At 41.4% G+C, this 23,188-nt stretch carries 23 protein-coding genes; 12 read left to right on the top strand and 11 right to left on the bottom strand.

Annotation, left to right across the window (positions count from 1 at the left end; translation table 11 throughout):
* Positions 1-27 precede the first annotated feature (27 nt).
* Complete coding sequence (locus tag ACSC9N_RS12645; protein WP_058952210.1) at positions 28-2,154, top strand: TonB-dependent receptor; 2,127 nt, start codon at positions 28-30, stop codon at positions 2,152-2,154.
* Between the two features lie 98 nt (positions 2,155-2,252).
* On the opposite strand, the gene ACSC9N_RS12640 is transcribed toward ACSC9N_RS12645, so the two are convergent.
* The 4 genes from ACSC9N_RS12640 to ACSC9N_RS12625 form a co-directional block, all read right to left on the bottom strand.
* A complete protein-coding gene (locus ACSC9N_RS12640) occupies positions 2,253-2,639 on the bottom strand; it encodes a carboxymuconolactone decarboxylase family protein (RefSeq protein WP_004694713.1) in 387 nt (128 codons plus the stop codon).
* A gap of 255 nt (positions 2,640-2,894) precedes the next feature.
* On the bottom strand, positions 2,895-3,542 hold the full coding sequence (locus ACSC9N_RS12635; protein WP_058869077.1) for a CoA transferase subunit B: 648 nt from the start codon (positions 3,540-3,542) through the stop codon (positions 2,895-2,897).
* Positions 3,543-3,544: 2 nt separating this feature from the next.
* Positions 3,545-4,249, bottom strand: coding sequence for a CoA transferase subunit A (locus tag ACSC9N_RS12630; protein WP_058952209.1), 705 nt, complete (start codon positions 4,247-4,249; stop codon positions 3,545-3,547).
* Positions 4,250-4,483: 234 nt separating this feature from the next.
* Positions 4,484-5,365 (bottom strand): LysR family transcriptional regulator, encoded by an 882-nt coding sequence (locus ACSC9N_RS12625; RefSeq protein WP_058952208.1) that lies wholly within the window; start codon positions 5,363-5,365, stop codon positions 4,484-4,486.
* Positions 5,366-5,930: 565 nt separating this feature from the next.
* Here ACSC9N_RS12625 and ACSC9N_RS12620 point away from each other — a divergent pair.
* Both ACSC9N_RS12620 and ACSC9N_RS12615 read left to right on the top strand, forming a co-directional pair.
* On the top strand, positions 5,931-7,355 hold the full coding sequence (locus ACSC9N_RS12620; protein WP_094148458.1) for a GntP family permease: 1,425 nt from the start codon (positions 5,931-5,933) through the stop codon (positions 7,353-7,355).
* Positions 7,356-7,392: 37 nt separating this feature from the next.
* On the top strand, positions 7,393-8,178 hold the full coding sequence (locus ACSC9N_RS12615; protein WP_058952206.1) for a 3-hydroxybutyrate dehydrogenase: 786 nt from the start codon (positions 7,393-7,395) through the stop codon (positions 8,176-8,178).
* A gap of 456 nt (positions 8,179-8,634) precedes the next feature.
* On the opposite strand, the gene ACSC9N_RS12610 is transcribed toward ACSC9N_RS12615, so the two are convergent.
* Positions 8,635-8,829 (bottom strand): hypothetical protein, encoded by a 195-nt coding sequence (locus ACSC9N_RS12610; protein WP_004694700.1) that lies wholly within the window; start codon positions 8,827-8,829, stop codon positions 8,635-8,637.
* 449 nt (positions 8,830-9,278) lie between these two features.
* On the opposite strand from ACSC9N_RS12610, the gene sbmA reads away from it, so the two are divergent.
* The 4 genes from sbmA (at position 9,279) to ACSC9N_RS12590 (ending at position 13,220) form a co-directional block, all read left to right on the top strand.
* Positions 9,279-10,472 (top strand): peptide antibiotic transporter SbmA, encoded by a 1,194-nt coding sequence (gene sbmA / locus ACSC9N_RS12605; RefSeq protein ID WP_058952205.1) that lies wholly within the window; start codon positions 9,279-9,281, stop codon positions 10,470-10,472.
* A 143-nt stretch (positions 10,473-10,615) separates the two neighbouring features.
* The gene (locus tag ACSC9N_RS12600; RefSeq protein WP_094148459.1) at positions 10,616-11,668 is read left to right on the top strand and encodes a hypothetical protein; all 1,053 of its coding nucleotides are present in this window, start codon (positions 10,616-10,618) and stop codon (positions 11,666-11,668) included.
* Between the two features lie 59 nt (positions 11,669-11,727).
* Positions 11,728-12,591, top strand: a complete 864-nt coding sequence (locus ACSC9N_RS12595) for a hypothetical protein (protein ID WP_058952204.1) — start codon at positions 11,728-11,730, stop codon at positions 12,589-12,591.
* 110 nt (positions 12,592-12,701) lie between these two features.
* Positions 12,702-13,220: a hypothetical protein gene (locus ACSC9N_RS12590; protein WP_058952203.1), complete on the top strand. Its 519-nt coding sequence runs from the start codon at positions 12,702-12,704 to the stop codon at positions 13,218-13,220.
* Between the two features lie 170 nt (positions 13,221-13,390).
* On the opposite strand, the gene ACSC9N_RS12585 is transcribed toward ACSC9N_RS12590, so the two are convergent.
* Both ACSC9N_RS12585 and ACSC9N_RS12580 read right to left on the bottom strand, forming a co-directional pair.
* Positions 13,391-13,969, bottom strand: coding sequence for a DJ-1/PfpI family protein (locus tag ACSC9N_RS12585; protein WP_058952202.1), 579 nt, complete (start codon positions 13,967-13,969; stop codon positions 13,391-13,393).
* Between the two features lie 224 nt (positions 13,970-14,193).
* Positions 14,194-14,667 carry a hypothetical protein gene (locus tag ACSC9N_RS12580; RefSeq protein WP_058952201.1) on the bottom strand — a complete coding sequence of 158 codons (474 nt, stop codon included), beginning with the start codon at positions 14,665-14,667 and terminating at the stop codon, positions 14,194-14,196.
* Positions 14,668-15,107: 440 nt separating this feature from the next.
* Between ACSC9N_RS12580 and ACSC9N_RS12575 the strand changes: the two genes are divergently transcribed.
* Entirely contained in the window at positions 15,108-15,767 is a 660-nt protein-coding gene (locus tag ACSC9N_RS12575) for a hypothetical protein (RefSeq protein ID WP_058952200.1), read from the top strand.
* A 125-nt stretch (positions 15,768-15,892) separates the two neighbouring features.
* On the opposite strand, the gene ACSC9N_RS12570 is transcribed toward ACSC9N_RS12575, so the two are convergent.
* The 4 genes from ACSC9N_RS12570 to gatC all read right to left on the bottom strand — a co-directional run bounded on the left by ACSC9N_RS12570 (position 15,893) and on the right by gatC (position 20,087).
* Positions 15,893-16,696 carry an NYN domain-containing protein gene (locus ACSC9N_RS12570; RefSeq protein WP_058952199.1) on the bottom strand — a complete coding sequence of 268 codons (804 nt, stop codon included), beginning with the start codon at positions 16,694-16,696 and terminating at the stop codon, positions 15,893-15,895.
* A 69-nt stretch (positions 16,697-16,765) separates the two neighbouring features.
* Positions 16,766-18,241 carry an Asp-tRNA(Asn)/Glu-tRNA(Gln) amidotransferase subunit GatB gene (gatB, locus tag ACSC9N_RS12565; RefSeq protein ID WP_058952198.1) on the bottom strand — a complete coding sequence of 492 codons (1,476 nt, stop codon included), beginning with the start codon at positions 18,239-18,241 and terminating at the stop codon, positions 16,766-16,768.
* Positions 18,241-19,719, bottom strand: coding sequence for an Asp-tRNA(Asn)/Glu-tRNA(Gln) amidotransferase subunit GatA (gene gatA, locus ACSC9N_RS12560; protein WP_058952197.1), 1,479 nt, complete (start codon positions 19,717-19,719; stop codon positions 18,241-18,243). Before gatA ends, gatB begins: the two co-directional genes overlap by 1 nt.
* Positions 19,720-19,772: 53 nt before the next feature.
* Positions 19,773-20,087: an Asp-tRNA(Asn)/Glu-tRNA(Gln) amidotransferase subunit GatC gene (gatC, locus tag ACSC9N_RS12555; RefSeq protein WP_004694671.1), complete on the bottom strand. Its 315-nt coding sequence runs from the start codon at positions 20,085-20,087 to the stop codon at positions 19,773-19,775.
* A gap of 133 nt (positions 20,088-20,220) precedes the next feature.
* Here gatC and ACSC9N_RS12550 point away from each other — a divergent pair, with 133 nt between their 5' ends.
* From ACSC9N_RS12550 to ACSC9N_RS12535, 4 genes are read left to right on the top strand one after another with little or no spacing between them, the layout of a single operon-like run.
* A complete protein-coding gene (locus tag ACSC9N_RS12550) occupies positions 20,221-21,267 on the top strand; it encodes a rod shape-determining protein (protein WP_087527717.1) in 1,047 nt (348 codons plus the stop codon).
* Positions 21,268-21,282: 15 nt separating this feature from the next.
* Positions 21,283-22,140 carry a rod shape-determining protein MreC gene (gene mreC / locus ACSC9N_RS12545; RefSeq protein ID WP_004694667.1) on the top strand — a complete coding sequence of 286 codons (858 nt, stop codon included), beginning with the start codon at positions 21,283-21,285 and terminating at the stop codon, positions 22,138-22,140.
* Complete coding sequence (gene mreD, locus ACSC9N_RS12540) at positions 22,127-22,618, top strand: rod shape-determining protein MreD (protein WP_058952196.1); 492 nt, start codon at positions 22,127-22,129, stop codon at positions 22,616-22,618. The genes mreC and mreD overlap by 14 nt, the downstream gene beginning before the upstream one ends.
* Positions 22,606-23,172: a Maf family nucleotide pyrophosphatase gene (locus tag ACSC9N_RS12535; protein ID WP_058952195.1), complete on the top strand. Its 567-nt coding sequence runs from the start codon at positions 22,606-22,608 to the stop codon at positions 23,170-23,172. The genes mreD and ACSC9N_RS12535 overlap by 13 nt, the downstream gene beginning before the upstream one ends.
* The last annotated feature ends 16 nt before the right edge of the window (positions 23,173-23,188 follow it).

Here is a 23,188-nt window from a genome sequence, read left to right as displayed (position 1 = left end):
GGAAATATTGTGCGATTAACTTATTTGATGCCTGCGCCTTTTAAACAAGCCTTATTGACTGCGGTTATTTTACAGTCTATGCATGCTTATGCAGAAACCACAGAATATCAACTTCCCGTCATCACCGTCCAAGCGGTACATACCGATAGCGAGTTGTTATCGACTTCTGCATCCATTCAAAAAGTCCAAGCGGCTACAGTACAAAACAATGCCAATGTGAACCTATCTGAAGTCTTACAAGGGGTTGCAGGCTTACAAATCAATAACCGTGAAAACTATGCGCAAGACTTACAGATTTCGATGCGTGGCTTTGGCGCTCGTTCGACTTTTGGCGTGCGTGGCATTCGGATGTATGTCGATGGTATTCCTGCGACCATGCCTGATGGTCAAGGGCAAAGTTCCAATATTGACCTCAATAGTTTAGATCACATTGAAGTACTGACAGGGCCATTTTCATCTTTATATGGTAACTCATCAGGTGGAACCATCTTGACTGAGACCAAAGAAGGGCAAGGGAAAGACTCAATCCAAGTGGGTCTTAATGCAGGCAGCCACCATAAGCAACAAGCCAATATCCAATTACAAGGGGGTTCCGAACAGGCCAATCAGCCCGCTTATGTGATTAGTTCTTCTTATTTTGATACTGATGGTTTTCGAGACCATAGTGCAGCACAAAAAGTATTGAATAATGCCAAACTGACGTGGAACTTAGAGGATGGCAGTAAAATCAACTGGGTGATGAATCGTGTCGATATTGATGCTGACGACCCACAAGGTCTAAAGCGTGAGCAGTGGAAAGCCAATCCAAAACAAGTCAATGATAGCAAAAATACCTATAATGTCCGTAAAGAAATTGAACAAACCCAAACAGGACTGACGTGGACTAAGCCGCTGAATGACCAGCAAGAGTTGTATAGCATGTTCTATTTGGGCAACCGACAAGTTGTACAATATCAGTCGATTCCAAAAGAGTTTCAAGAGAATGATCGCCATGCAGGTGGCGTGATTGATTTTGATCGGGATTATTATGGTGCAGACTTCCGTTGGACGGGTAAAGCGCTTTTACCGAATACAACTTTAGTTGCCGGTGTGGCTTTAGACCGGATGGTTGAAGACCGGAAAGGCTATAAAAATTATGATAATGAAAGTAACTTTGGTGTAAAAGGTGCATTACGCCGTAATGAAAATAATACCTTATGGAATTTAGATCCGTATGTACAAGCTTCATGGCAGTTCTTACCTACGTGGCATCTTGATACAGGCTTACGCTATAGCAATGTGCATTATGAGTCCGATGATCATTACATTGTAGATGGCAATGGTGATGACAGTGGCTCAACCGATTATCAAAAATTATTGCCATCTGTGGCATTAGGTTGGGAAATTTCACCTGAACTTTATGCCTATGCCAGTTATGGCAAAGGCTTTGAAACCCCTACCTTTACCGAAATGGCTTATAACGCTGATCCTAAGAAATCGGGTATGAATTTTGCGTTAAAACCTGCGAGTAGTGATAATTACGAGCTAGGTTTAAAGTCGCAGAATCCATTCGGGCTCTTCACTTTAGCTGTTTTCCAGACAGATACAAAAAACGATATAGTGACAGCGGGAACACGTGATGGTCGTGCGACTTTTCGTAATGCAGATCAAACCACGCGACAAGGGTTAGAGCTTTCATGGCAACAAACGATCTGGAAACAGCTCAACATACAATCGAGCTTTAGTTATATCGATGCTGAATTTGATAGTTATACAGCAGAAATAGCGAATCCAGATGATTCAAAAAAACCTTATGCGAAAGCCATTAATAAAGGAAATAAGATTCCCGGAATTGCCAAAAACCAAGCGTTTACTCGTATTGCATGGCAACCTGAACAGGGTTTCCAAGCAGGCTTAGAAGCACGCTATATGGATAAAATTTATGTCGATGATATCAACTCAGATACTGCGCCAAGTTATACCGTCATGGCTGCAAATGTCGGCTATTTATGGGTAAATCGTGACTGGAAAGTAAACAGCTATGCCCGAGTTGATAACCTGTTTGACCGTAACTATGTTGGCTCAGTAATTGTGAATGACGGCAATAGTCGCTTCTTTGAACCTGCCGATGGCCGAAACTTTAGTGTAGGCATGAGTGTAACCAAAGCCTTTTAATGAAAATGGTTTGGCTAACCAAAAATGCTGCATAGCCAAACCAGATGAATCGCGCCATACGACTGCAAAAGACGCTTTTGTATGGGCGCTTAATCTATTTATGGATTACTTTGATATTCCTGAATCACTTCCAGTGCAGCGCGGAACGCCTCTTGAGTCGCAGGTGCGCCGCAATAAGGTAAACTGTGTAAAAGGACTTCTTGAATTTCTTCAACCGTTGCACCGTTATTTAGCGCACCACGAACGTGACCTTTCAACTCAGTTGGACTCTTTTGTGCCGTCAAAAATGCAATGGTAATTAACGAGCGATATTTACGCGGTAAGACACCTTCACGTTGCCATGTTGAGCCCCAAGCATGTTCATTAATCCAGTCCTGCAAAGGTTGGGTGAAAGGTACAGTATTGTCTTGAGCACGTTTAACAAAAGATTCGCCCATGACTTCTGTGCGAACTTTTAAACCATTTTCATAATCTTGTTGTGACATGGGAACCTCTAGATGTGGAATGCAAATATAGTAGCCGAGCGGTGTGGTTTTTCATCCGATATTTGGGTTAAAAAGATGTGCGCGGGAGTCATCATTCCCTAAATTTGGGAGTATAGAGATGCTCTTGAACAAGCTGATGATGGTTTTTATGTTTGATTTAAAGGCCATAAAAATACCTATTGGTAACTGAAAATATTTTTGAGTGAGCCCAATAAGAAAGCAGCCGAAGCTGCTTTGAATGATGCTGTTTTGTACTTAAGCAGCTTTAAAGTCATTGATGATAAGTTCTAATCCAGTCGCTTTCTGGATTTGTTCTAGGCTCACATCGCGTGCCAGTTCAACCAGTTTCATACCTTCAGCAGTGATATCCATCACTCCTAAGTCAGTAATGATACGGCTAACGACAGCTTTACCCGTGAGTGGTAGGGTACATTGAGGCACAATTTTTGGCGTGCCATCTTTGGCGCAGTGTTCCATGAGTACCACGACTTTTTGTACACCAGAGACCAAGTCCATTGCGCCGCCCATGCCTTTGACTTTTTTACCCGGAATCATCCAGTTTGCCAAGTCGCCCGTTTCAGAGACTTCCATTGCACCTAATATAGCAATATTGACATGACCACCACGAATCATGGCAAAGGATTCTGAGCTTGAGAAAAATGCAGCCCCTTTACGTGCGGTGACAGTTTGTTTTCCTGCATTAATCAAGTCTGCATCGACTGCATCACGGGTTGGAAACTCATCAATACCGAGCAAGCCATTTTCTGACTGTAACCAAACATTGATCCCTTCGGGTAGATAATTGGCCACTAAGGTCGGTAAGCCAATACCTAAGTTGACATAAAAACCATCTTCGAGTTCAAGGGCAGCACGCTGCGCCATTTCATTACGTGTCCAAGCCATAATTAAGCTTCCTCTGCTTTAATGGTCAGTTGTTCGATCTGCTTTTTGGGGGTGGCATTGAGCACCACGCGGTTGATGTAGATCCCCGGTAAATGGATGTCATCTGGATCAATTTCACCAATTTCAACCACCTGTTCAACTTCGGCAATGGTGAATCTGCCTGCCATGGCACAGTCAGGGTTAAAGTTACGTGCTGTTTTACGGAATACCAAGTTACCGGCTTTATCGGCTTTGTAGGCTTTCACTAAAGCAATGTCCGCAGTAAGGGACATTTCTAAAATATGCGGACGACCATCAAAGTCGCGGACTTCTTTGCCTTCGGCAATGAGGGTGCCTACACCTGTTTGGGTGAAAAATGCAGGAATACCTGCGCCGCCTGAACGTAGTTTTTCTGCGAGTGTACCTTGCGGAGTGAGCTCAACTTCAAGTTCACCATTGAGATACTGACGCTCAAACTCTTTATTTTCACCGACATAAGACGCAATCATTTTTTTAATTTGTTTGGTTTCTAATAATTTACCTAAACCAAAGCCATCCACACCCGCATTATTCGAAATACAGGTTAAACCTGTGACACCTGTATCTTTTAAGGCATCAATTAATGCTTCTGGAATACCGCAGAGGCCAAAACCACCCACGGCAACCGTTTGATTATTGGTAACCACATCAGCCAATGCTTCGGCTGCATTTGCGACGACTTTATTCATCTTTTATTTCCTGATCTTCCTTGCTTGTTATTTTTTTAGCATTGCACTGCACTTTTTAGAAATTGAATCTTTCTAACGTATAATAAGAAAAACTCATTAATGCAGAATATTTACGAAGAAAAATAAATAAAAGAAGAGTCAAAGCATGTGGTAAAGCCATGCAAATAATCATACGGCTTATTCTGAGCTATTAAGGTTTAGCTTCAGTTTCGTCCGAAGGAGGGAGAGCTTCGCTTAGAAATGATGCCAAAGTGTGGTTTCAATAAATTGGGACGACATGTTAGACAGTTCATAATCTTTTTTATAAATAATGCCCACCGCGAGTTGCGCTTGATTGTCCTCAATTTCAACCAACACATTTTTTTCAAGATCGATGAATTTTTGGAAATGTCGTGGAATAGCACTGACACCCATACCATAGGCAACAAAGTGAGATAGAGAACTGATTTGGTGGCATTCGACTTTCAAATCCAACACCACTTGATGCGCCGCACACTGCTCCTCAATCACATGCCGAATAATCGAGGGGTTTTGTAAGGTCACAAAAGGATAAGAGCAGAGTTCAAGCCATGTCACGCTTTTTTGTTTTGCTAAGACGTGGTGTTTGGGCAGCAGAGCCAAAAAGTCTTCATTGAATAAGGGCTGAAAAATCAGTTGATCATTCGGTTTAGGTTCAAAACAAATGCCAATCTCAAAGATGCCTTCTTGAACTTTTTCAATGATTTTTTCATTGGTGATGTCATGGATTGAAAAACTGATGTTGGGGTGCTGCTGTGCAAAATCATGCATCACTTCGGGGAGTACCGCATGAGTGGCAAAGGGCATTGAGGCAATATTTAAAGTACCACGGTTGAGTTTAAAGCGCTGTTTGACATCTTTTTCCATATCCTCCCAGTTGGCCAAGAGCTTTTTGGCATAGGGAATGAGGGACTGACCTTCAGTGGTGATTTCTACTCGGCGCGTGTTGCGTTTAAACAGTTTTCCACCGAGTTCTTCTTCTAATGTTTTAATACTTAAGCTGAGAGCGGATTGGCTCAGACACAGCTCATTGGCTGCATTGGCATAATTAAGCGTACGTGCAAGGACCAAAAAGGCTTTTAATTGTTTGAGTGTCATGAGCTTCCCTGAGCAATGATGCAACACGATGTTGAATGAAAATGAACGTGTTGTTCTCAAATGGTTTACATGAAAAATACAACAGACGGTCAAAACAGATCAAGTGATGGAAGTGGGTGCATTTTTATCAAGTCGTCAAAGCAGTATAAATCGAACAGCATGATAGTCTGTAAAAATATGTTTTAACTGAATGAAAAATATAAAAATAGTCATTTCGTTCGATTTTAAAATTTTACCTTTAACTTGATGCAATTAGTTTTATCAGTCTTGCTAGGGCTTGGATATTAATCAATTTTTCTTCTTACTCAATGATTATTTTCAAACAATGCGTGGGTTTATATGCATTATAGTCTGACCCATAAGCTGAAATATTAATGCTCTGATGGATAAATATAGTACATAGATCAGAATGCAAATAGACATCTCGTCATGAGGGAAATAGACGGTCGATGAATGCGTATTCCACACAGGCTGATTGCACTGTGACTCAACTAGGTTTGACATCATTCGCCATTAATATTACAGCACATCAAGACATATTTTCTTTAAGGATGGAGTAAAAAATATGTGGGATTTGTGTGTAATTTTATTGTCTCTTGGGCTACTGATGTATACAGCCTACAGAGGTTTTTCTGTCATTCTTATGGCACCAATTTGTGCCCTGTTGGCAGTTTTACTGATTAACCCTGCTAACGTTTTGCCTTTTTATTCAGGCGTATTTATGCCCAAAATGGTTGGGTTCATTAAAGATTATTTCTTGGTGTTTTTACTCGGTGCCATCTTCGGTAAAGTGGTTGAAATGTCAGGGATTGCCGAATCCATTGCCAAAACCATTGTGAATTTGATTGGCTCTAAAAATGCGATGTTAACTGTTGTGCTCTTGGGTGCGATTTTAACCTATAGCGGTGTCAGTCTCTTTGTGGTGGTCTTTGCAGTTTATCCATTTGCAAATCAACTCTTTAGACAAGCCAATATTCCAAAGCGTTTGATTCCGGGAACCATTGCCCTTGGTGCATTTACCTTTACCATGGATGCCTTGCCGGGAACCCCACAGATTCAAAACGTTATTCCGACGACCTTTTTTGGTACAGACATTTATGCAGCACCTTTTCTCGGTTTGATTGGTGCGGTATTTGTTCTTGCTACAGGCTTGAGCTATTTGGAATGGCGTCGCCGTGTAGCCGCTCGAAATGGCGATGGTTATGCCACAGGTATTGAGCTGACTGAAGCCGAGCAACAACAACTGAAGCAAAACTTAGATACAACAGCGAATGGTTCTACCGCACGTCAATGGTTGGCTTTTGTACCGCTCATTTTAGTTGCCGTGACCAATAAGTATTTATCCACTGCAATTAAAGAATGGTATCCAAACGGTTTCGACTTTAATGCTATTGGACTTGCAGCTTACACCGTCGATGTTGCGAAAACTTCTGCCATTTGGGCCGTGGGTTTAGCCTTAATTGTGGGTATTATCGCGGCAATTTCATTTGACTTCCGTCGTGTCTATACGGGCTTCAAAGATGGTGTCAATGCCAGTATTGGCGGGTCTTTACTTGCCGTGATGAATACCGCATCTGAATATGGTTTTGGTGCGATTATTGCGGCCTTACCGGGCTTTGCGATTATTAGTCATGCATTGGGCAATACTTTTACCAATCCACTGGTCAATGGTGCGGTTACCACGACAGTTTTAGCGGGTGTGACTGGTTCAGCCTCTGGCGGTATGAGTATCGCTTTAAGTGCGATGGCCGATCAATACAATGCTGCGATTTTAGCCATGGGTATTCCACCTGAAGTCATACACCGTATTGTTGCGATGGCTTCTGGCGGTATGGATACCTTACCGCATAACGGCGCCGTGATTACCTTGCTTGCTGTGACAGGTTTAACCCATAAACAATCCTATAAAGACATTTTTGCCATCACGATTATTAAAACCATCGCGGTATTTGTTGCTATTGCTGCCTTTACTTGGTTTGGTATTGTTTAAGACTTTGGAATGAAAAAAGAAGACAACGGAGTACATCATGAGTCAACTGTTAAAAGATAAAGTGGCATTTATTACAGGTTCAGCCAGTGGTATTGGACATGAAATTGCAAAGAAATTTGCCAGTGAAGGTGCCAAAGTTGTCATTTCTGATATGAATGCCCAGAAGTGTTCTGAAACTGTGGCGGCACTTCAAAAGCAAGGCTTTGAAGCATTGTCTGCGCCTTGTGATGTGACTGATGAAGAAGCATATAAAGCTGCGATTGAACTGACTCAGAAAACTTATGGTCGGTTGGACATTCTCATCAATAATGCGGGTTTTCAGCATGTTGCAGTGATTGAAGACTTTCCAACTGCAGTCTATCAAAAGCTGATTAATGTCATGTTGGTGGGGTCATTCATTGGCATTAAGTACGCATTTCCAATCATGAAAGCACAGCAGTTTGGTCGCGTGATTAATATGGCTTCGATTAATGGATTAATTGGATTTGCTGGCAAGGCCGGCTACAACAGTGCTAAGCATGGTGTGATTGGTTTGACCAAAGTGGCGGCTTTAGAGTGCGCGCGTGATGGTATTACGGTGAATGCTCTGTGTCCGGGCTATGTCGATACACCGTTGGTACGCGGTCAAATTCATGACTTGGCTAAAACTCGAAATGTCAGTGAGCAAAGTGCATTAGAAGATGTGATTTTGGCGATGGTGCCACAAAAACGCTTACTGAGTGTAGAAGAAATTGCGGATTATGCAATCTTCCTTGCCAGCGATAAGGCGGGCGGTGTAACGGGTCAAGCCGTGGTAATGGATGGTGGTTATACCGCGCAATAACTTAGCTCAGCACACGTTTAAAAATTGAAAAGCCTTGGATGCTCGTATCTGAGGCTTTTTTATAGCGATAGGTTTTGCAGAAAGACCTAGATTTAAATAGTAATGAGCTTGGTGAATGAGTCGGTAAATATAGAGTTATAGACTGAAGATTTTCAAATCCTTTCTCTTTTTCTGATTTATAGTTCAAAGTTTTACTTAACAAGGATGAAGGATTTAATGTAGATCAATTAAATCAAGAGATTAAGGATAAAATGGATGCATAACGACGATACAAATGAGCCCCAGAAATCACAAAATCAATAGGTATAGAAAACTCTCAGCACGGTATTCATTTGCTGATTCGGTATAAGAAAACTAAATTTTAATAAAAATAACCAGTTTTAAATCAATAAAAAAAGATGGTTTTTATTTTTATCTTATTGAATGGATTATTCTTTTATTAAAGAGCGTTGCAAATTAAAGCTTCTGCCACACTTGATTTTCATCATCAAAAGACACCGTAAAATTAAAACGAGAGTCCGCCGTTACCAAGTAACCTGTAGGTGTTTTCATGAGAACTTTGAGCACAGTGCCTTCTTCAAAGTTAATGGGTGGAAAGTCTTCTTTTGTCAGTGTGAGTGGTTTGATCAGTTCAAGTACTAGGGTTTCCATGTCATAGATCCAATAGTTTTTAATGAAAAGATAGTAGCATGAAGTTATTTTAAAATGTGCAAACTTCATTCTTTCATACATAAAATCAACAAGTAATCGTATGGTTGTCAGAGAAATACCATCATTGCACTCGCTTTAAATCCTAAGCAATTTTTCAGTTTGAAACCCAAAAGTTATAAGCAATAAAATATTATTTTAAATCTGGGGCAAAGCCCGTTCGTATTTTCATAAGTTATTGAAATAATTTATTTTGATTGTGATGTGACTGATCAAGTCGGAAAATAATGTCCTGAGCTCTTGTGAAGGGGTATACAAATCAAATAACGTATAACCCAATAAGGATAAGTAAAGTGTACAAACTTGCTGTAATGCGATTGTACTAAATTAAGAAATAAGGATTAGTATGCACGGATTGCATACCTGAAATATAAAAGGGATATATATCGTTCATGTTTAAGTCATTTTTCCCAAACCCTAGATGGTTCTTCATTTCGGTATTACTTTGGTCGGTGATCAATGTCGTACTGTGGTACACAGGGGGAAATACATGGGGAAGCGTCATAGGTTGGCCGCAAGGATATGCAACGGCTGAACTGCCTATAGGAGTGAGCCGTTTTTGGTCTCCGTCTTTTCTGTGGTTCTATCTCTGGTTTTTTATAGCAACAACCTTTTTTGCCTTATTTTGGCGTTTTGTCTCAGACAATAAATGGCAAAGATGGTCGATTTGGGGCTCCGCATTTATTCTGTTTAACATCTGGTTTGGTGTACAGGTCAGTGTTGCCATCAACGCATGGTATGGACCATTTTGGGATCTCATTCAAAGCATGCTTGGTAAAGGCGGTAACATTAAAGACCTATATATGGGTACTTTAACCTTCTTGTATATTGCGATGGTTGCGGTCACTTTCGCAGTGATCAATGCCTTTTTCACCAGCCACTATGTATTTCGGTGGCGTACAGCGATGAATGAATACTACACCCAACACTGGGAAAAATTGCGTCATATAGAAGGGGCATCACAACGTGTGCAAGAAGACACTATGCGCTTTGCTACTATTTTAGAAGATTTGGGCGTTGAGTTGATCAAGGCTGTGATGGTGTTGGTGGCTTTCTTACCAATTCTATTTGAGCTTTCAAAGAATGTTCCTGAATTGCCTATTGTGGGTGAAGTAAAGCATTCCCTAGTTTGGGCTTCTATTATTTGGGCTATTTTTGGTACGGTCTTGTTAATGGTAGTGGGAAGTAAACTACCAGGTTTAGAGTTTAATAATCAGAAGGTTGAAGCGGCTTACCGTAAAGAGTTGGTGTATGGGGAAGACCATGCAGACCGTGCCCAACCTGCAACATTGGTCGAACTGTTTAGCAGAGTAAGAAAGAATTATTTTAGACTTTATTTTCACTATGCTTATTTTAACTTAGTCGCGACATGGTATCGACAACTGGATATTTTATACAGTTTGGTGGTGTTATTTCCCGCAATTGCAGCAGGGAAAATGACTCTAGGTTTAATCAACCAAATTGGTAATGTGTTTGATAAAGTACGAGAGTCATTTCAATATCTAATTTTGTCATGGAAAACCATTATTGAACTGCTCTCGATTTATAAGCGTCTAAAAGCTTTTGAATCGACTTTGGATGACTAAATATTTTTGATGTATCTCACCTGCTGTTCACGGCAGGTTTTTTATGTGCTCAAGCATCATCTTGTCTGTAATTTTTGTTGTATGGGTCAAATTAAATTGATGAAATGTTGTTGGGTTTATCATAAAACAAAGCAGAATGATGTGTGCGTCAAGCTAAAATAAATAATAAAAACAGTTATTTAAGTTTGTTATTTTATGAGCTTTCCGCTAATGTTTTTATGCGGGTGTTTAAGAGTAAAGTCGTAGTGAATTATAAAATTTTATGTGTATTTGGGGTTTTGGGGAGTGTGTTGCAGGGCTGTACCAGTCTGGGAAATATAGCACAAGCACCTTTTAAAAATATTGCATCACCACAAGAATTAATCGTAGAACGAAAAATTAATGATACCGATAAAAACAGCAAAGAATACGTCTATCACACGGTAGGCGTAAAAAATGAAAAAGATATCGAGGTGCTATATCCACGCAGCATGTTTAGTCAGTATTGCCAAGCACATGGTGGGCGTTTTACTCAGACACAAAAAAGTAGTTTTAGCTTAGTGAAAGATCCGTGGGCGAAAAAATTACTTCGCACCTATAACAGTTTAAAACAGGGTACGGGTGCTTTTCGTTGCCAGCTCAATAATGGCGAGCAGTGGTCGGTGAGCATTGAGGCATTGTCTGAACGTAAACTGCCTAACTCAAATGATACTCGTGTGGTTAATTTACAAAGCAAAGTACTGACTGAGCCAGCACCACGGAGTATGGCACCTATTACACCAAGCAAAAAAGCGGTGACGAAGGCACCTGCGATCAAGGCAGAGGTGAAGAAAGAGGAAGAAAGCAAAAAAGAAGTAGAGCCTAAAAAAGAAAACAAAGTGGAAGTACCACCTAAAGTCGCCAAAGCTGTAGAAACACCGCAGCAGCAACAGGCCAAACTGTATGTGGCTGCACGCCGTGATATTAACAGTGGACGCAACCAAGTCGCTGCCTGTAACAGTGCACAACGCGCATATAACTATGGTCGTTTGCCGGGGTCGGATGCCTCAAATGTCTATACCGAATCGGGCATATTAGTTGCACGTTGTTTAACGGGTATTCCAAGTTATAGCAGTCGTTTTTCCAACCCTAAAGGGCAGGCAAAATATGTTTTGCAGAACTTAGCCAAAAATCATAACCACACAGGTGCTAAAAATATGCTCAAGCAAATGAAGTAAGATTTTAGGCTGTTTGCGACCGCACTTCATGTGAGCACCTCAACCAAAGGAAATACATCATGAGTAATGTGCAAACCCCAGCCACCTATTTTACTGCGCCTTTGCTAGATCAGACCGTGCAAGAAATAGACGTTGATATTTCAGCTCAGCCTTATTTTTACAACAATGGTGGAACACCCGAGTATTTAGCCGAAGTATCAGATGCTATTGAGCTGATTCAAGCATCCTCAACCAACGCCCATATGAGTAGGGGGCATGTTTATGATGTACCCAAAGAAATAGCGACGATCCAAACCCATTGGGGAGAGCAGACCCAATTAGCGTTCGCAGGAAACTCTTTTGAGTTTATGCCACTCAAAGCCACGCCAGAAACTGCTGCCGCATTTGGTATGACTTTGGTGAAAGCTAGACAGGCGATAGAGGTACAGGCTACGCAGAAAAAGTTGTCTCAAATTAAATATCAATATGGCATGTTGGCCGGTCATTTTTTCCCTTATGACCCAACTCAAATCAATCTAGATGCAAAAACCTTATATCCCTTTGTCGTCACAGACCTAGAGCATCATGACTTTCCGCATGTATTTGCTTCGACCGATCCAAATAAACTACCTTTAGTAATTTCAGCAGGACGATATTTTCCAAAAGACCGAAAAATTTACTTGGCTGATTTGTGGGTAGAACATGGTGACGCACTTTATATTCCTGAAATGCCGAAGCAAGTTGCTCCTGAATTTATCGATTTACATAATAACCGTAATGCTGCTTTAGCGTGTTGGAAGGGCGAAAGTAGTCAATCTACGATTCAGATGTATACTTTGCTTGACCCCAAAGGTTACTTCTATTGGTTTTGGAATGCATGCCCGACCGTACACCCACAGCTCACTGCCTTTGAAACTGCTGAGTTAAATAGGGAAATCGCTTGAATTGAGCGATTTAATTTTCTCCAACTACACGGTAATTTTACAGTTCCATAACAGGCTGATTGGCGGGCTTTGTGATACAAAGAATGCAATTGTTGATTGGAGTTGAGTTTATGTCACAGCCTGTTTTAAGCGTTTTACGTGGTCGGTCTTCTGTTATTTTTCGTCATGCTGTTTTGGCAGCAGCCTTGTGTGGTTCAGTCCAAGTTGCAACGGCCAGTACTACAGTCGACCAATTGAGTAATTGTTTGGTGAAGTCAACGACAGCAACAGATAAAACTACTGTGTTGCAGTGGACGTTTGCGGCACTGGCTGCACATCCTGATCTGAAGGTGTATAGCAATGTCACCGATGCACAGCGGACACAGCTAGATAAAAACTTAGCACAAGTATTACAACGCATTTTGGTGGAGCAATGTTCAGCGCAGACCAAAGCAGTGATTCAAGCTGAAGGCTTACAAGCGGTTGGAGACAGCTTTCAAGAACTTGGACAGATTACAGGTGAGGAAATTTTAAAGAACCCTGAAGTGAAAGGGCAGTTGCAAGGCGTACTGCGCTATGTGGATTTGAATAAATTGGTCACGACTTTTTTAACCCCAGAAATTTGGAATAAGTTAGGCGTGACGAGGTAGTTTAATCGATTAAAATATTTGAAAATTATGAATAGTAAGAACTGTTTATAAACTGAATCGAAAGCATTAATGTTATAAAAAAAGCTCCTTGAATCGAAGGAGCTTTTTTATTTTTGAATCTAAAGGCTGATAGGCCATCTCATAAAAGATTCATTTGAGGAACAACACAATTAAATCGTCACAGTCGCCCCTAAAGCTTGAATAAACTGTGCCATCCAAGCAGGGTGGGCAGGCCAAGCCGGTGCTGTGATCAAGTGTCCATCGGTTACAGCTTCAGTCACTTCAATGTCCGCATAAGTCCCACCAGCAAGTTTCACCTCGGCTGCACAGGCAGGGTAAGCGGAACAAGTACGACCTTTGAGTACATCGGCTGCCGCAAGAATTTGTGCACCATGACAAACTGCTGCAATTGGTTTTTTCGCAGCATCAAACTCACGCACGATCTCAAGAATACGTTCATTCATGCGTAAATATTCGGGCGCACGACCACCGGGAATGACTAAACCGGCATAGTCCGCAGTGTGTACCGCTTCAAAGTTGTAGTTGATAGCAAAGTTATGACCGCGTTTTTCACTATAGGTCTGCTCACCTTCAAAGTCATGAATGGCTGTGGCGATGCTTTCACCTTCATTTTTATCGGGACAGACTGCGTGAACGGTATAACCGAGACCTGTTAAAAACTGAAAAGGCACCATAGTTTCATAGTCCTCGGCATAGTCACCGACGAGCATTAAAATTTGTTTTGACATTTTTAAACCCTCTTTATTGTTTGTGCGTATTTATGTTCAATTTTGATCTAAATTAGCACAGTTCAGATGTCATTTTTAAGTCATTCAGTGCTCTTTAGTCGTATAACTGAGGTCATTTTTATAAAAAAAGCTCCAAGTAATTGAGGCGTTATCCCTGTCTGTAAAAGCTTGTTAAATCAATCAGTTTATATATTCACTGATATGAAATTTACTATGCTAAGGTGTTAATAGTCTAATGTGCAGGCTTTGCCGTTATATTCATAACGGTTGACATCATATTTTTGACCATTCCAGCGGTAAACAGCAAAACAAAATCCGGGGCCACCATTTTCAATATCTGGCCAACCGTCTTTTCCTTTGGTTTGTAGAAAAGTAGGGATGCCCATGTTTTCAAAAATGAGTTTCCATGTTCCAGCTTTTTGCTGAGAAATGATGTGGTAACCGACACCTGTGTTGCCATAGCACATGGTGCTGTAGTCTGAAATGACCGCGTCTTTTAGCCCGTCACCATTTAAGTCTTTGTATGTGGTGATTTTACCTGTGTCGCAGCTACCTTCCCAGCCATGTTTGGTTTTTGAAAAGCCTGCGGCTTTAAATATTTGGTTAGCTTCTATGGTAGGAACATTGGGTTTGGTTTCTGCAAAGGCAGTGGTGCTGAAGAAGGCAAGGGTAGAAAGTGTGAGAATGGTTATTTTCATTTTTGTCCTTTGATTTCTTAAAGTGGTGAATGTTTTTAAAGTAATAGAATACGTTTAGTGTAGTAATTTGGGGGAATTAAAAACTACTTCATGTAGAAATCCTCTCCCTAGCCCTCTCCTTTATTAAAGGAGAGGGAACTTCGCGTACCAAATTAATCACATGACAAAGTTTCCTTTTTTTAAAGGTGAGAAGCGAAGCTTCGCAAGGAGAGGGATTCAGAAATCAAGCATAAAAAAGGACTTGGATAGTTGGATGCATCCAAAGTCTTCGAGTTTGCTGATTGAGAATATTTTTTAGTGACCATGTTTTCTTCAATGTTATGTCTTCGGAGGTTTTTTAGCTTTATATTTTAAATTTTAGGTAAAACTTAAGCTGTTAATTATTAGGAATAAACCAACCTTTATATAGTATTATTGATTGAAATTTATATAGCTTATTGATGATGAAAGATTTTATAAAAAAACATAATGCACTAGGTTGGGTACTTGGGATTTTAGGTACTTTAATTGTAGGTGGTTTAGGAAGTGGTGTTTGGGAAGTAGTATTGAAACCCATATTTAGCTTTCTTGGAAATGGAATTATTAATTTTTTAGTGCAGACTTCATCAAGTTTTAGTGATGAGATTTATCAAAGTATAGCTTTACGTAGTTTAGATAGATTTCAAGCTAAGACTTATAGTCTCATTGTGATGATGCTTGGCTTAGTAACCATTTTTATGTGCGTAATATTATTTTCGAAAGTAAAGAAGAAACTTGATGACGAGCGAGATGGAGTTGAATGTGAAGAAAAAGAGAAAAACTGGGTCTTAAGAAATCATAAAAACTTCTACATTTTTATGGTGTTTTATTTCTTATTAGGTTGTATTCCTTTCTTTATTTATACTTATGATGGCATTAAAACAAATTTTATTGCCAGAAAAGTAATTACTTTTGAGTATCTTTTAAAAATAAATAGTGATGTTATAAGTGAGTTTGATCTTAAAAAAATTGAATCTCAATTTGCGCAAATAAATAATGTTAATGACTACGAGAAAATCATAAGAAACTTGGAAAATATCGCTCAAAAAAATAATAAACATATAAATAAAAAACCGCTCTAAAGCGGATTTTTTATTCCAAAACTAATCAGACCAATCAATTTCTTCATCAAATCATTCACTTGGGTAGGGGGGAGCTTTACCCTTAGGCGCTTTCATCAAGCAAACTACAAAAGCATCGAACTGTTTTATTTTAACTTTACATACAAGTGCTTATGCCCATTTTCTAGAGTACGTTCATCACATTCGAAAATTTGCGGAAAGCCTTTAATTAAATCATTAAGGCGTTTAAATCCATAAGTTCTTGGATCAAAATCAGTTTTCATTAATTTTAGTTGAGAGCCTAAAGATGCAACAGTAATCCATTCAGCATCTTGATTATCAAAAACTTGCTGTATAGTGGATAAGGGGAGTTCAGTATTAGAATTGGAGGTTGTTATAGTTTTTGATTCTATTTTAGTAGTTTCTTTAGTTACTGTTTGGGTGTTTTTCTGTTGTTTAATTGGTTGAGGTATTGTTGCAACTTCTTCATCACTTAAGTTTTCCACATAAGTAAAATGTGAGCAAGCATTTTTAAAGGCATCAGGAGTTTGCATTTTTCCAAAACCGTAAACGGTTGCTCCTTGTTCTTTAATACGAATAGCTAAGGCAGTAAAATCGCTATCACTAGAAACTAGAGCAAAGCCATCAAAACGATTAGTATAGAGTAAATCCATCGCATCAATAATCATAAAGCCGTCAGTGGCATTTTTTCCTGTGGTATAAGCAAATTGTTGCATGGGTTTAATCGCTAAATCATTTATGGCTTGTTTCCAGCTACCATTTTGGCTAACAAAGTTCCCATAAATACGCCTTACTGTTGTTTCTCCGTATTTGGTAAGTTCATCTAAAATATTTTTTATATCCTTGGCTGATGCGTTATCTGCATCAATGAGTACTGCTAGTTTCGCTGTTTTTTCTTCAGAAATATTAAAAATAGTTTTTGATGCCATAACCTACTCGTAAAAAACCCCACATTTGTGAGGTTTTTATAACATGAAATCAACTAATTAGCGAATAAATCAACCAATCAATTTCTTCATCAATTCATTTACTTGCGCAGGGTTAGCTTTACCCTTAGACGCTTTCATTACTTGACCCACTAGACCATTGAAAGCTTTCTCTTTACCAGATTTAAACTCTTCAACCATCTTCTCATTGGCAGCAAGCACGTCTTTGATAATCGCTTCAATCGCACCCGTATCAGTTTCCTGCTTCAAACCTTTTTCCGCAATAATTTCGTCCGCAGTTTTGCCTTCATCCCACATAAAGCCGAATACTTGCTTCGCAATCTTGCCGCTAATGGTGTTATCCACGATACGCGCAACCATGCCACCCAGTTTTTCAGCCGAAACAGGAGAGTCTGCGAGTTCCAAGCCTGCTTTATTTAAAGCACCTGAGAATTCGCCCATCACCCAGTTTGCAGACACTTTACCTTGTGCAGCGCCGCCAGCAGCAGCCACAACCACTTCATAAAAGTCTGACATTTCACGGGTCAGTGTCAAGACATGCGCATCGTACTCAGTGACACCAAAGTCCGCTACGAAACGCTCACGACGTGCCGCAGGAAGCTCAGGCAACGCAGCACGAGCAGTTTCAATTTGCGCATCTGAAATAATCACAGGCAGCAAGTCAGGGTCTGGGAAGTAGCGATAGTCGTTCGCTTCTTCTTTCGAACGCATCGAACGTGTTTCCATCTTCACAGGGTCGAATAGACGCGTTTCTTGGTCAATCGTGCCATCCCATTCCAAAATTTCCATTTGGCGTTCAATTTCAACATTGATCGCTTGTTCAATGAAACGGAATGAGTTGAGGTTTTTCAACTCGCAACGTGTACCAAACGGTTGACCCGGACGACGTAACGACACGTTACAGTCTGCACGGAATGAACCTTCTGCCATGTTACCGTCAGAAATACCCAACCAACGCACTAAAGTGTGAATCGATTTGATATAAGCCACCGCTTCTTCAACCGAACGCATATCAGGTTCAGACACGATTTCAAGCAAAGGTGTACCTGCACGGTTTAAGTCGATGCCTGACATCCCTTCAAACTGGTCATGGATCGATTTACCTGCATCTTCCTCAAGGTGGGCACGCGTTACGCCAATGCGCTTTACCGTACCATCTTCAAGTTGAATGTCGATATGACCCAAGCCCACAATCGGGTTATCCATCTGGCTGATTTGGTAGCCTTTTGGAGAGTCAGGGTAGAAGTAGTTTTTACGGGCAAACACAGACGCTTGGTCAATGTACGCATCAATACCCAAACCAAAGCGAATGGCTAAATCGACCACTTCTTTGTTCAATACAGGTAGTACACCCGGCATTGCCAAGTCAACGAGGCTGGCTTGGGTGTTTGGGTCTTGACCAAATTCAGTCGAAGAACCTGAGAAGATTTTAGATTGGGTCGCAAGCTGAGTGTGAATCTCGATCCCAATAACGACTTCCCAACCATCAATCAATAATGATTTTGGTTTAGCAGCATTTTTAGTCATTATGCATTCTCCTCAGCAATTGCCGCACGTTTCGTATGCCAATCCGTCGCTTGTTGGTACTGATGTACCACAGACAACAGTTGAGATTCTGACCAATAGTTACCAATCAGCTGTAAGCCCACAGGTAAGTTGTCTTTGTCAAAACCAACAGGTGCATTAATCGCAGGAAGTCCCGCAAGGTTGACCGCGATGGTGTAAATGTCGCCCAAGTACATTTCAACTGGGGACAAGTTCGCGCCAATTTTATAAGCCGTGGTTGGTGCAGCAGGTGCCGCAATCACATCAACCAATTCAAACGCTTTTAAGAAGTCTTGTTGAATCAGACGACGGACTTTTTGTGCTTTGACATAGTAAGCATCGTAGTAACCCGCAGACAACGCATATGTACCAATCAAGATACGACGTTGCACTTCTGCACCAAAACCTTCAGAACGTGAACGTTTGTATAAGTCCATCAGGTCAACAGGGTTCTCTGCACGGTAGCCATAACGCACGCCATCGTAACGAGACAAGTTTGATGACGCTTCAGCAGGCGCAATCAAGTAATAGGTTGGAACATAAGCTTCAGTCATGTTGAGGTCAATCTCAACCAAAGTCGCACCCATCTCTTCCAATTTTTTCAATGATTCTTCAACGCGTGCTTTTACGTCTGCGTCTAAACCAGCGACATTGAAGTATTGCTTTGGAATACCAATACGTAGACCTTTAACAGATGTGCCGTTTAGGTTCGCCACATAGTCATCAACGTCTTTTTCAACGGATGTTGAGTCTTTTGCGTCATGGCCTGCCATCACATTCATGAGGTAGGCACAGTCTTCAGCCGAACGTGCCATTGGCCCGCCTTGATCCAGCGATGATGCATACGCAATCATCCCGAAGCGCGAGACACGGCCATAACTTGGTTTAAGACCCGTTAAGCCACAGAACGATGCAGGTTGGCGAATTGAACCACCTGTGTCTGTACCTGTGGCAAATGGAGCAAGGTCCGCTGCAACCGCTGCCGCAGAACCACCTGAAGAACCACCTGGTACATGACCTAAGTTCCAAGGGTTTGCTGTAGCGCCGTAGAATGAATTCTCAGAGGTTGAACCCATTGCAAATTCGTCCATGTTCACTTTACCTAAAGTGACTAGACCAGCGGCTTTACCTTTCGCTACAACGGTAGCGTCGTAAGGAGAGATAAAGTTATCCAACATTTTTGAGCCCGCAGTGGTTTTAATGCCTTGGGTGCAAAAAATGTCTTTGTGTGCAATTGGCACACCTGTCAATGCGGTTGCTGTGCCTGCTTTAATTGCAGCATCGGCAGCATCGGCTTGTGCAAGCGCTTGTTCTGCAGTCACGGTTACATAAGATTTAACTTGTGTATCCAGTTTTGCAATGCGCTTTAAATAATGTTCAGTCAGTTCGCGAGATGAAAATTTAGCCCCAGCTAAACCCTCAGAGAGTTCACGAATCGATAAGCGATGTAAATCTGTCATGAGAAATGTCTTTACGTTAATTTTTACAAAATAATGGTTTAACTGAATAGAAATTATTCAATCACGCGAGGAACTAGGTACAAACCGTCTTGCACTTGCGGTGCAATGGCTTGATATTCATCACGATGATTGGTTTCTGAAACCACATCTTCACGTAAGGGTTGTGGGTGATCAAATGGGCTTTTAAGCGGCTCAACACCATCGGTGTCGATGCCTTTTAAGGTTTCCATCATGCCTAAAATTTTATTTAGACTTTGAGCATATTCAGCAGATTGCGTATCATCTAGCGACAATCGAGCAAGATTGGCGATTGCTGAAACTGTTTGTGCATTTAAATCTGCAGAATGCTGTGCATCCGATGTAGACATAACATCACCTGAGTCAGTATTAAAAAATTTCAAAATATCGTGCGTTATAATAAGCGATTGACTTGTTCAAATCATCACATTTAGTTAAAGTTGCCACCTTGCGTCCACATAAAGTTTAATCGAGAACGTCTCCGTGATTCTAAAAAGACTAATTGGCTTGTTTTCGCCCGATCTAGCCATTGATTTAGGTACAGCAAATACACTTATTTATGCACCAGGACGAGGCATTATATTAAATGAACCGACAGTTGTGGCGATTCGTCACAGTGGTTCACAAAAAATCGTTGCCGCGGTAGGTCTTGATGCAAAGCAAATGCTGGGCCGTACACCTGCAAATATCTCTGCCATTCGTCCAATGAAGGATGGTGTGATTGCCGATTTTGAAGTGACCGAAACTATGCTGAACCAATTTATTGGTAAAGTACATGAAAAACGTCTGTTCCCACCTGCACCTCGTGTTGTGGTGTGTGTGCCTTGCAAATCAACTTTGGTTGAGCGTCGTGCTATTCGTGAAGCTGTATTTAATGCAGGCGCGCGTGATGTTCGTTTGATTGAAGAACCAATGGCTGCTGCAATTGGTGCAGGTATGCCAGTTGAACAAGCATGCGGCTCTATGGTGGTCGATGTTGGTGGTGGTACAACTGAAATTGCGATTATTTCGCTTCAAGGTTGTGTCTATGCTGACTCACTACGTATTGGTGGTGATGTATTTGATGAACAAATCATTAACTATGTACGTAAAGCACATGGTTGCGTGATTGGTGAAACCACTGCTGAAATTATCAAGAAAGAAGTGGGTATGGCTTTACCAGAACCTGATTCTAAAACACTTGAAATTGAAGTTCGCGGCCGTAACCTTGCTGAAGGTGTGCCACGTGCGATCACTGTGACTTCGGACGAAATCACGCAAGCGATTTCTGATCCATTACAAAGTATTGTTTCAGCTGTGAAATCTGCACTTGAGCAAACGCCTCCTGAGCTGTCTTCAGACATCGCTGAGCGCGGTATAGTATTGACAGGTGGTGGTGCATTACTGCGTAACCTCGATAAACTTCTTGCGCAAGAAACAGGCTTACCTGTGGTGGTTGCAGAAGATCCTCTAACTTGCGTCACTCGTGGTGGTGGTAAAGTTTTAGAATTCTTCGATAATCCAAATCACGACATGTTATTTGTAGGCTAATAAAGGAATCGGCGGGTGCAAACAAATCTGTTTTCCAGACAACCGCCATCTTTTCGCTCATTTATCATTGCAGTGATCACATGCTTGGTCGTGCTGTTTTTTAACTGGCGCATGCCGCATGTGATTCAACCTGCAAGAGATGTCTTGTACGCCGCTTATAATCCAATTTATGCCGTAGCAAGTTATCCCGTGTTATCGCGAGAGTGGCTGAATCAACAAACCAAGTCTGAAGCTCAATTGCGCCGTGAAAATACCGCGATGCAAGCCGAGTTATTGCAGGCGCAGGTGCGTTTACAAAAATTATCTGAATTATCTGCGGAAAATACGCGTTTACGCGGTCTGTTAGATACCCCGTTGATCATTGATGGTCGTATGGAAATTGCAGAAGTCATTGGGACAGATGCCGATCCATTGCGTCATATTATTGTGGTAAACCGTGGTGCCAACAGTCAGTTGAAGGTCGGGCAAACCGTGCTCGATGACAAAGGTATTATGGGACAGATTATTAATGTCTATCCGCATAGTAGTCGCGTCATGTTGCTTTCAGATAAGGAACATTCTCTTTCGGTTCGCTTAGAGCGATCTGGAATGCGTGCCATTGTTTCAGGGACTGGAGATTTGGGTCATTTGAAAATGGAATACGTGCCGACCAGTGCCGAAATTAAAGTGGGTGAAAAAGTGTATAGCTCTGGTTTAGGTGAGCATTTTCCAGCAGGTTATCTGGTGGGCACCATTTCAAAAATCAGTCGTCATAATTCAGGCGAGTTTGCTCAAATTGATGTTGTTCCTGCTGCACAGTTAGCGGGTGGGCATCATGTCGTTGTGTTATTTTCCGATTCTTTAGCGATGGAGCAACCACATGCCGATCGCTAAACTTCGTGCCGCCAAACAGCGTGACCCCTTATTTCCGATCATTTTTTCGGTGATCATTGCTTCAGTGTTGATGGTTTATCCCTTGTCTTATGCGCTCTCTGGTTGGCGTCCACTGTTTATGATGATGGTGATGCTGTTTTGGGTGCTATGCCAGCCGACATGGAGCGGGATTTGGTTTGCCTTTGCAGTCGGGATTTTCACCGATTTACTACTTGATGCACCTTTGGGCTTAAACGCGCTCAGCTTTGTCCTGATTACATTTGTGTCCCGTTTTTTAACGCGGGAACGTCGAATTATGACCTTTGCCAATATTTGGGTCATCGCTACCTTGGCTGTGATCGCGCATTTGTTTATTACCTGGATCGCACAAATTATGATCGGGGCACAGTTTTCTCTTGCACGTCATTGGCAACCGTTGTTGAGTAGTGTGCTGACTTTCCCTATGGTCTATTTCATCTTGAAGAAATGGCGCGTTTAATTTTAGCATCCAGTTCGCCCCGTCGCCGTGAGCTGCTTGAGCAGCTCAGTCTAGTATTTGATATCTATAGTCCAGATATTGATGAGTCTGTACAAGCAGGCGAGTCGGTAGCTCATTATGTGGAGCGACTGGCATGTGCCAAAGCTGAGGCAGTACAGCTTCAATACCCAGATGCAATTGTGATTGCTGCCGATACCAGTTTAGGGGTCGATCAAGAGATTTTAGGCAAACCAGAATCTAAGCAGCATGCATTTGAAATGTGGGGAAAAATTTCTGGGCGCAAGCATGATGTATATACTGCGGTTTGTGTTCGTACAAATACGCAAATTTCAAGTATAGTAGTTCGTACTGAAGTTGAATTTCAGCATTTGAGCCCGAATGATATGGAAGCATATTGGGCTACATCTGAACCCATTGGCAAGGCGGGAGCCTATGCTATACAAGGCATTGCAGCACGTTATATTCCACGTATAGAGGGAAGCTATAGCAATGTCGTGGGGCTGCCGTTACATGAAACGGTACAGTTATTACAGGCAGTTAAGGCACTAAATTAACTGTCTCAAAAGATTT

Origin of the sequence: Acinetobacter sp. PC34 (genome assembly GCF_051789135.1) — a bacterium.
GTDB lineage: Bacteria > Pseudomonadota > Gammaproteobacteria > Pseudomonadales > Moraxellaceae > Acinetobacter > Acinetobacter johnsonii.
The sequence above is the reverse complement of the archived record's forward strand: the minus strand, read 5'-3'. Positions and strand labels throughout refer to the sequence as shown.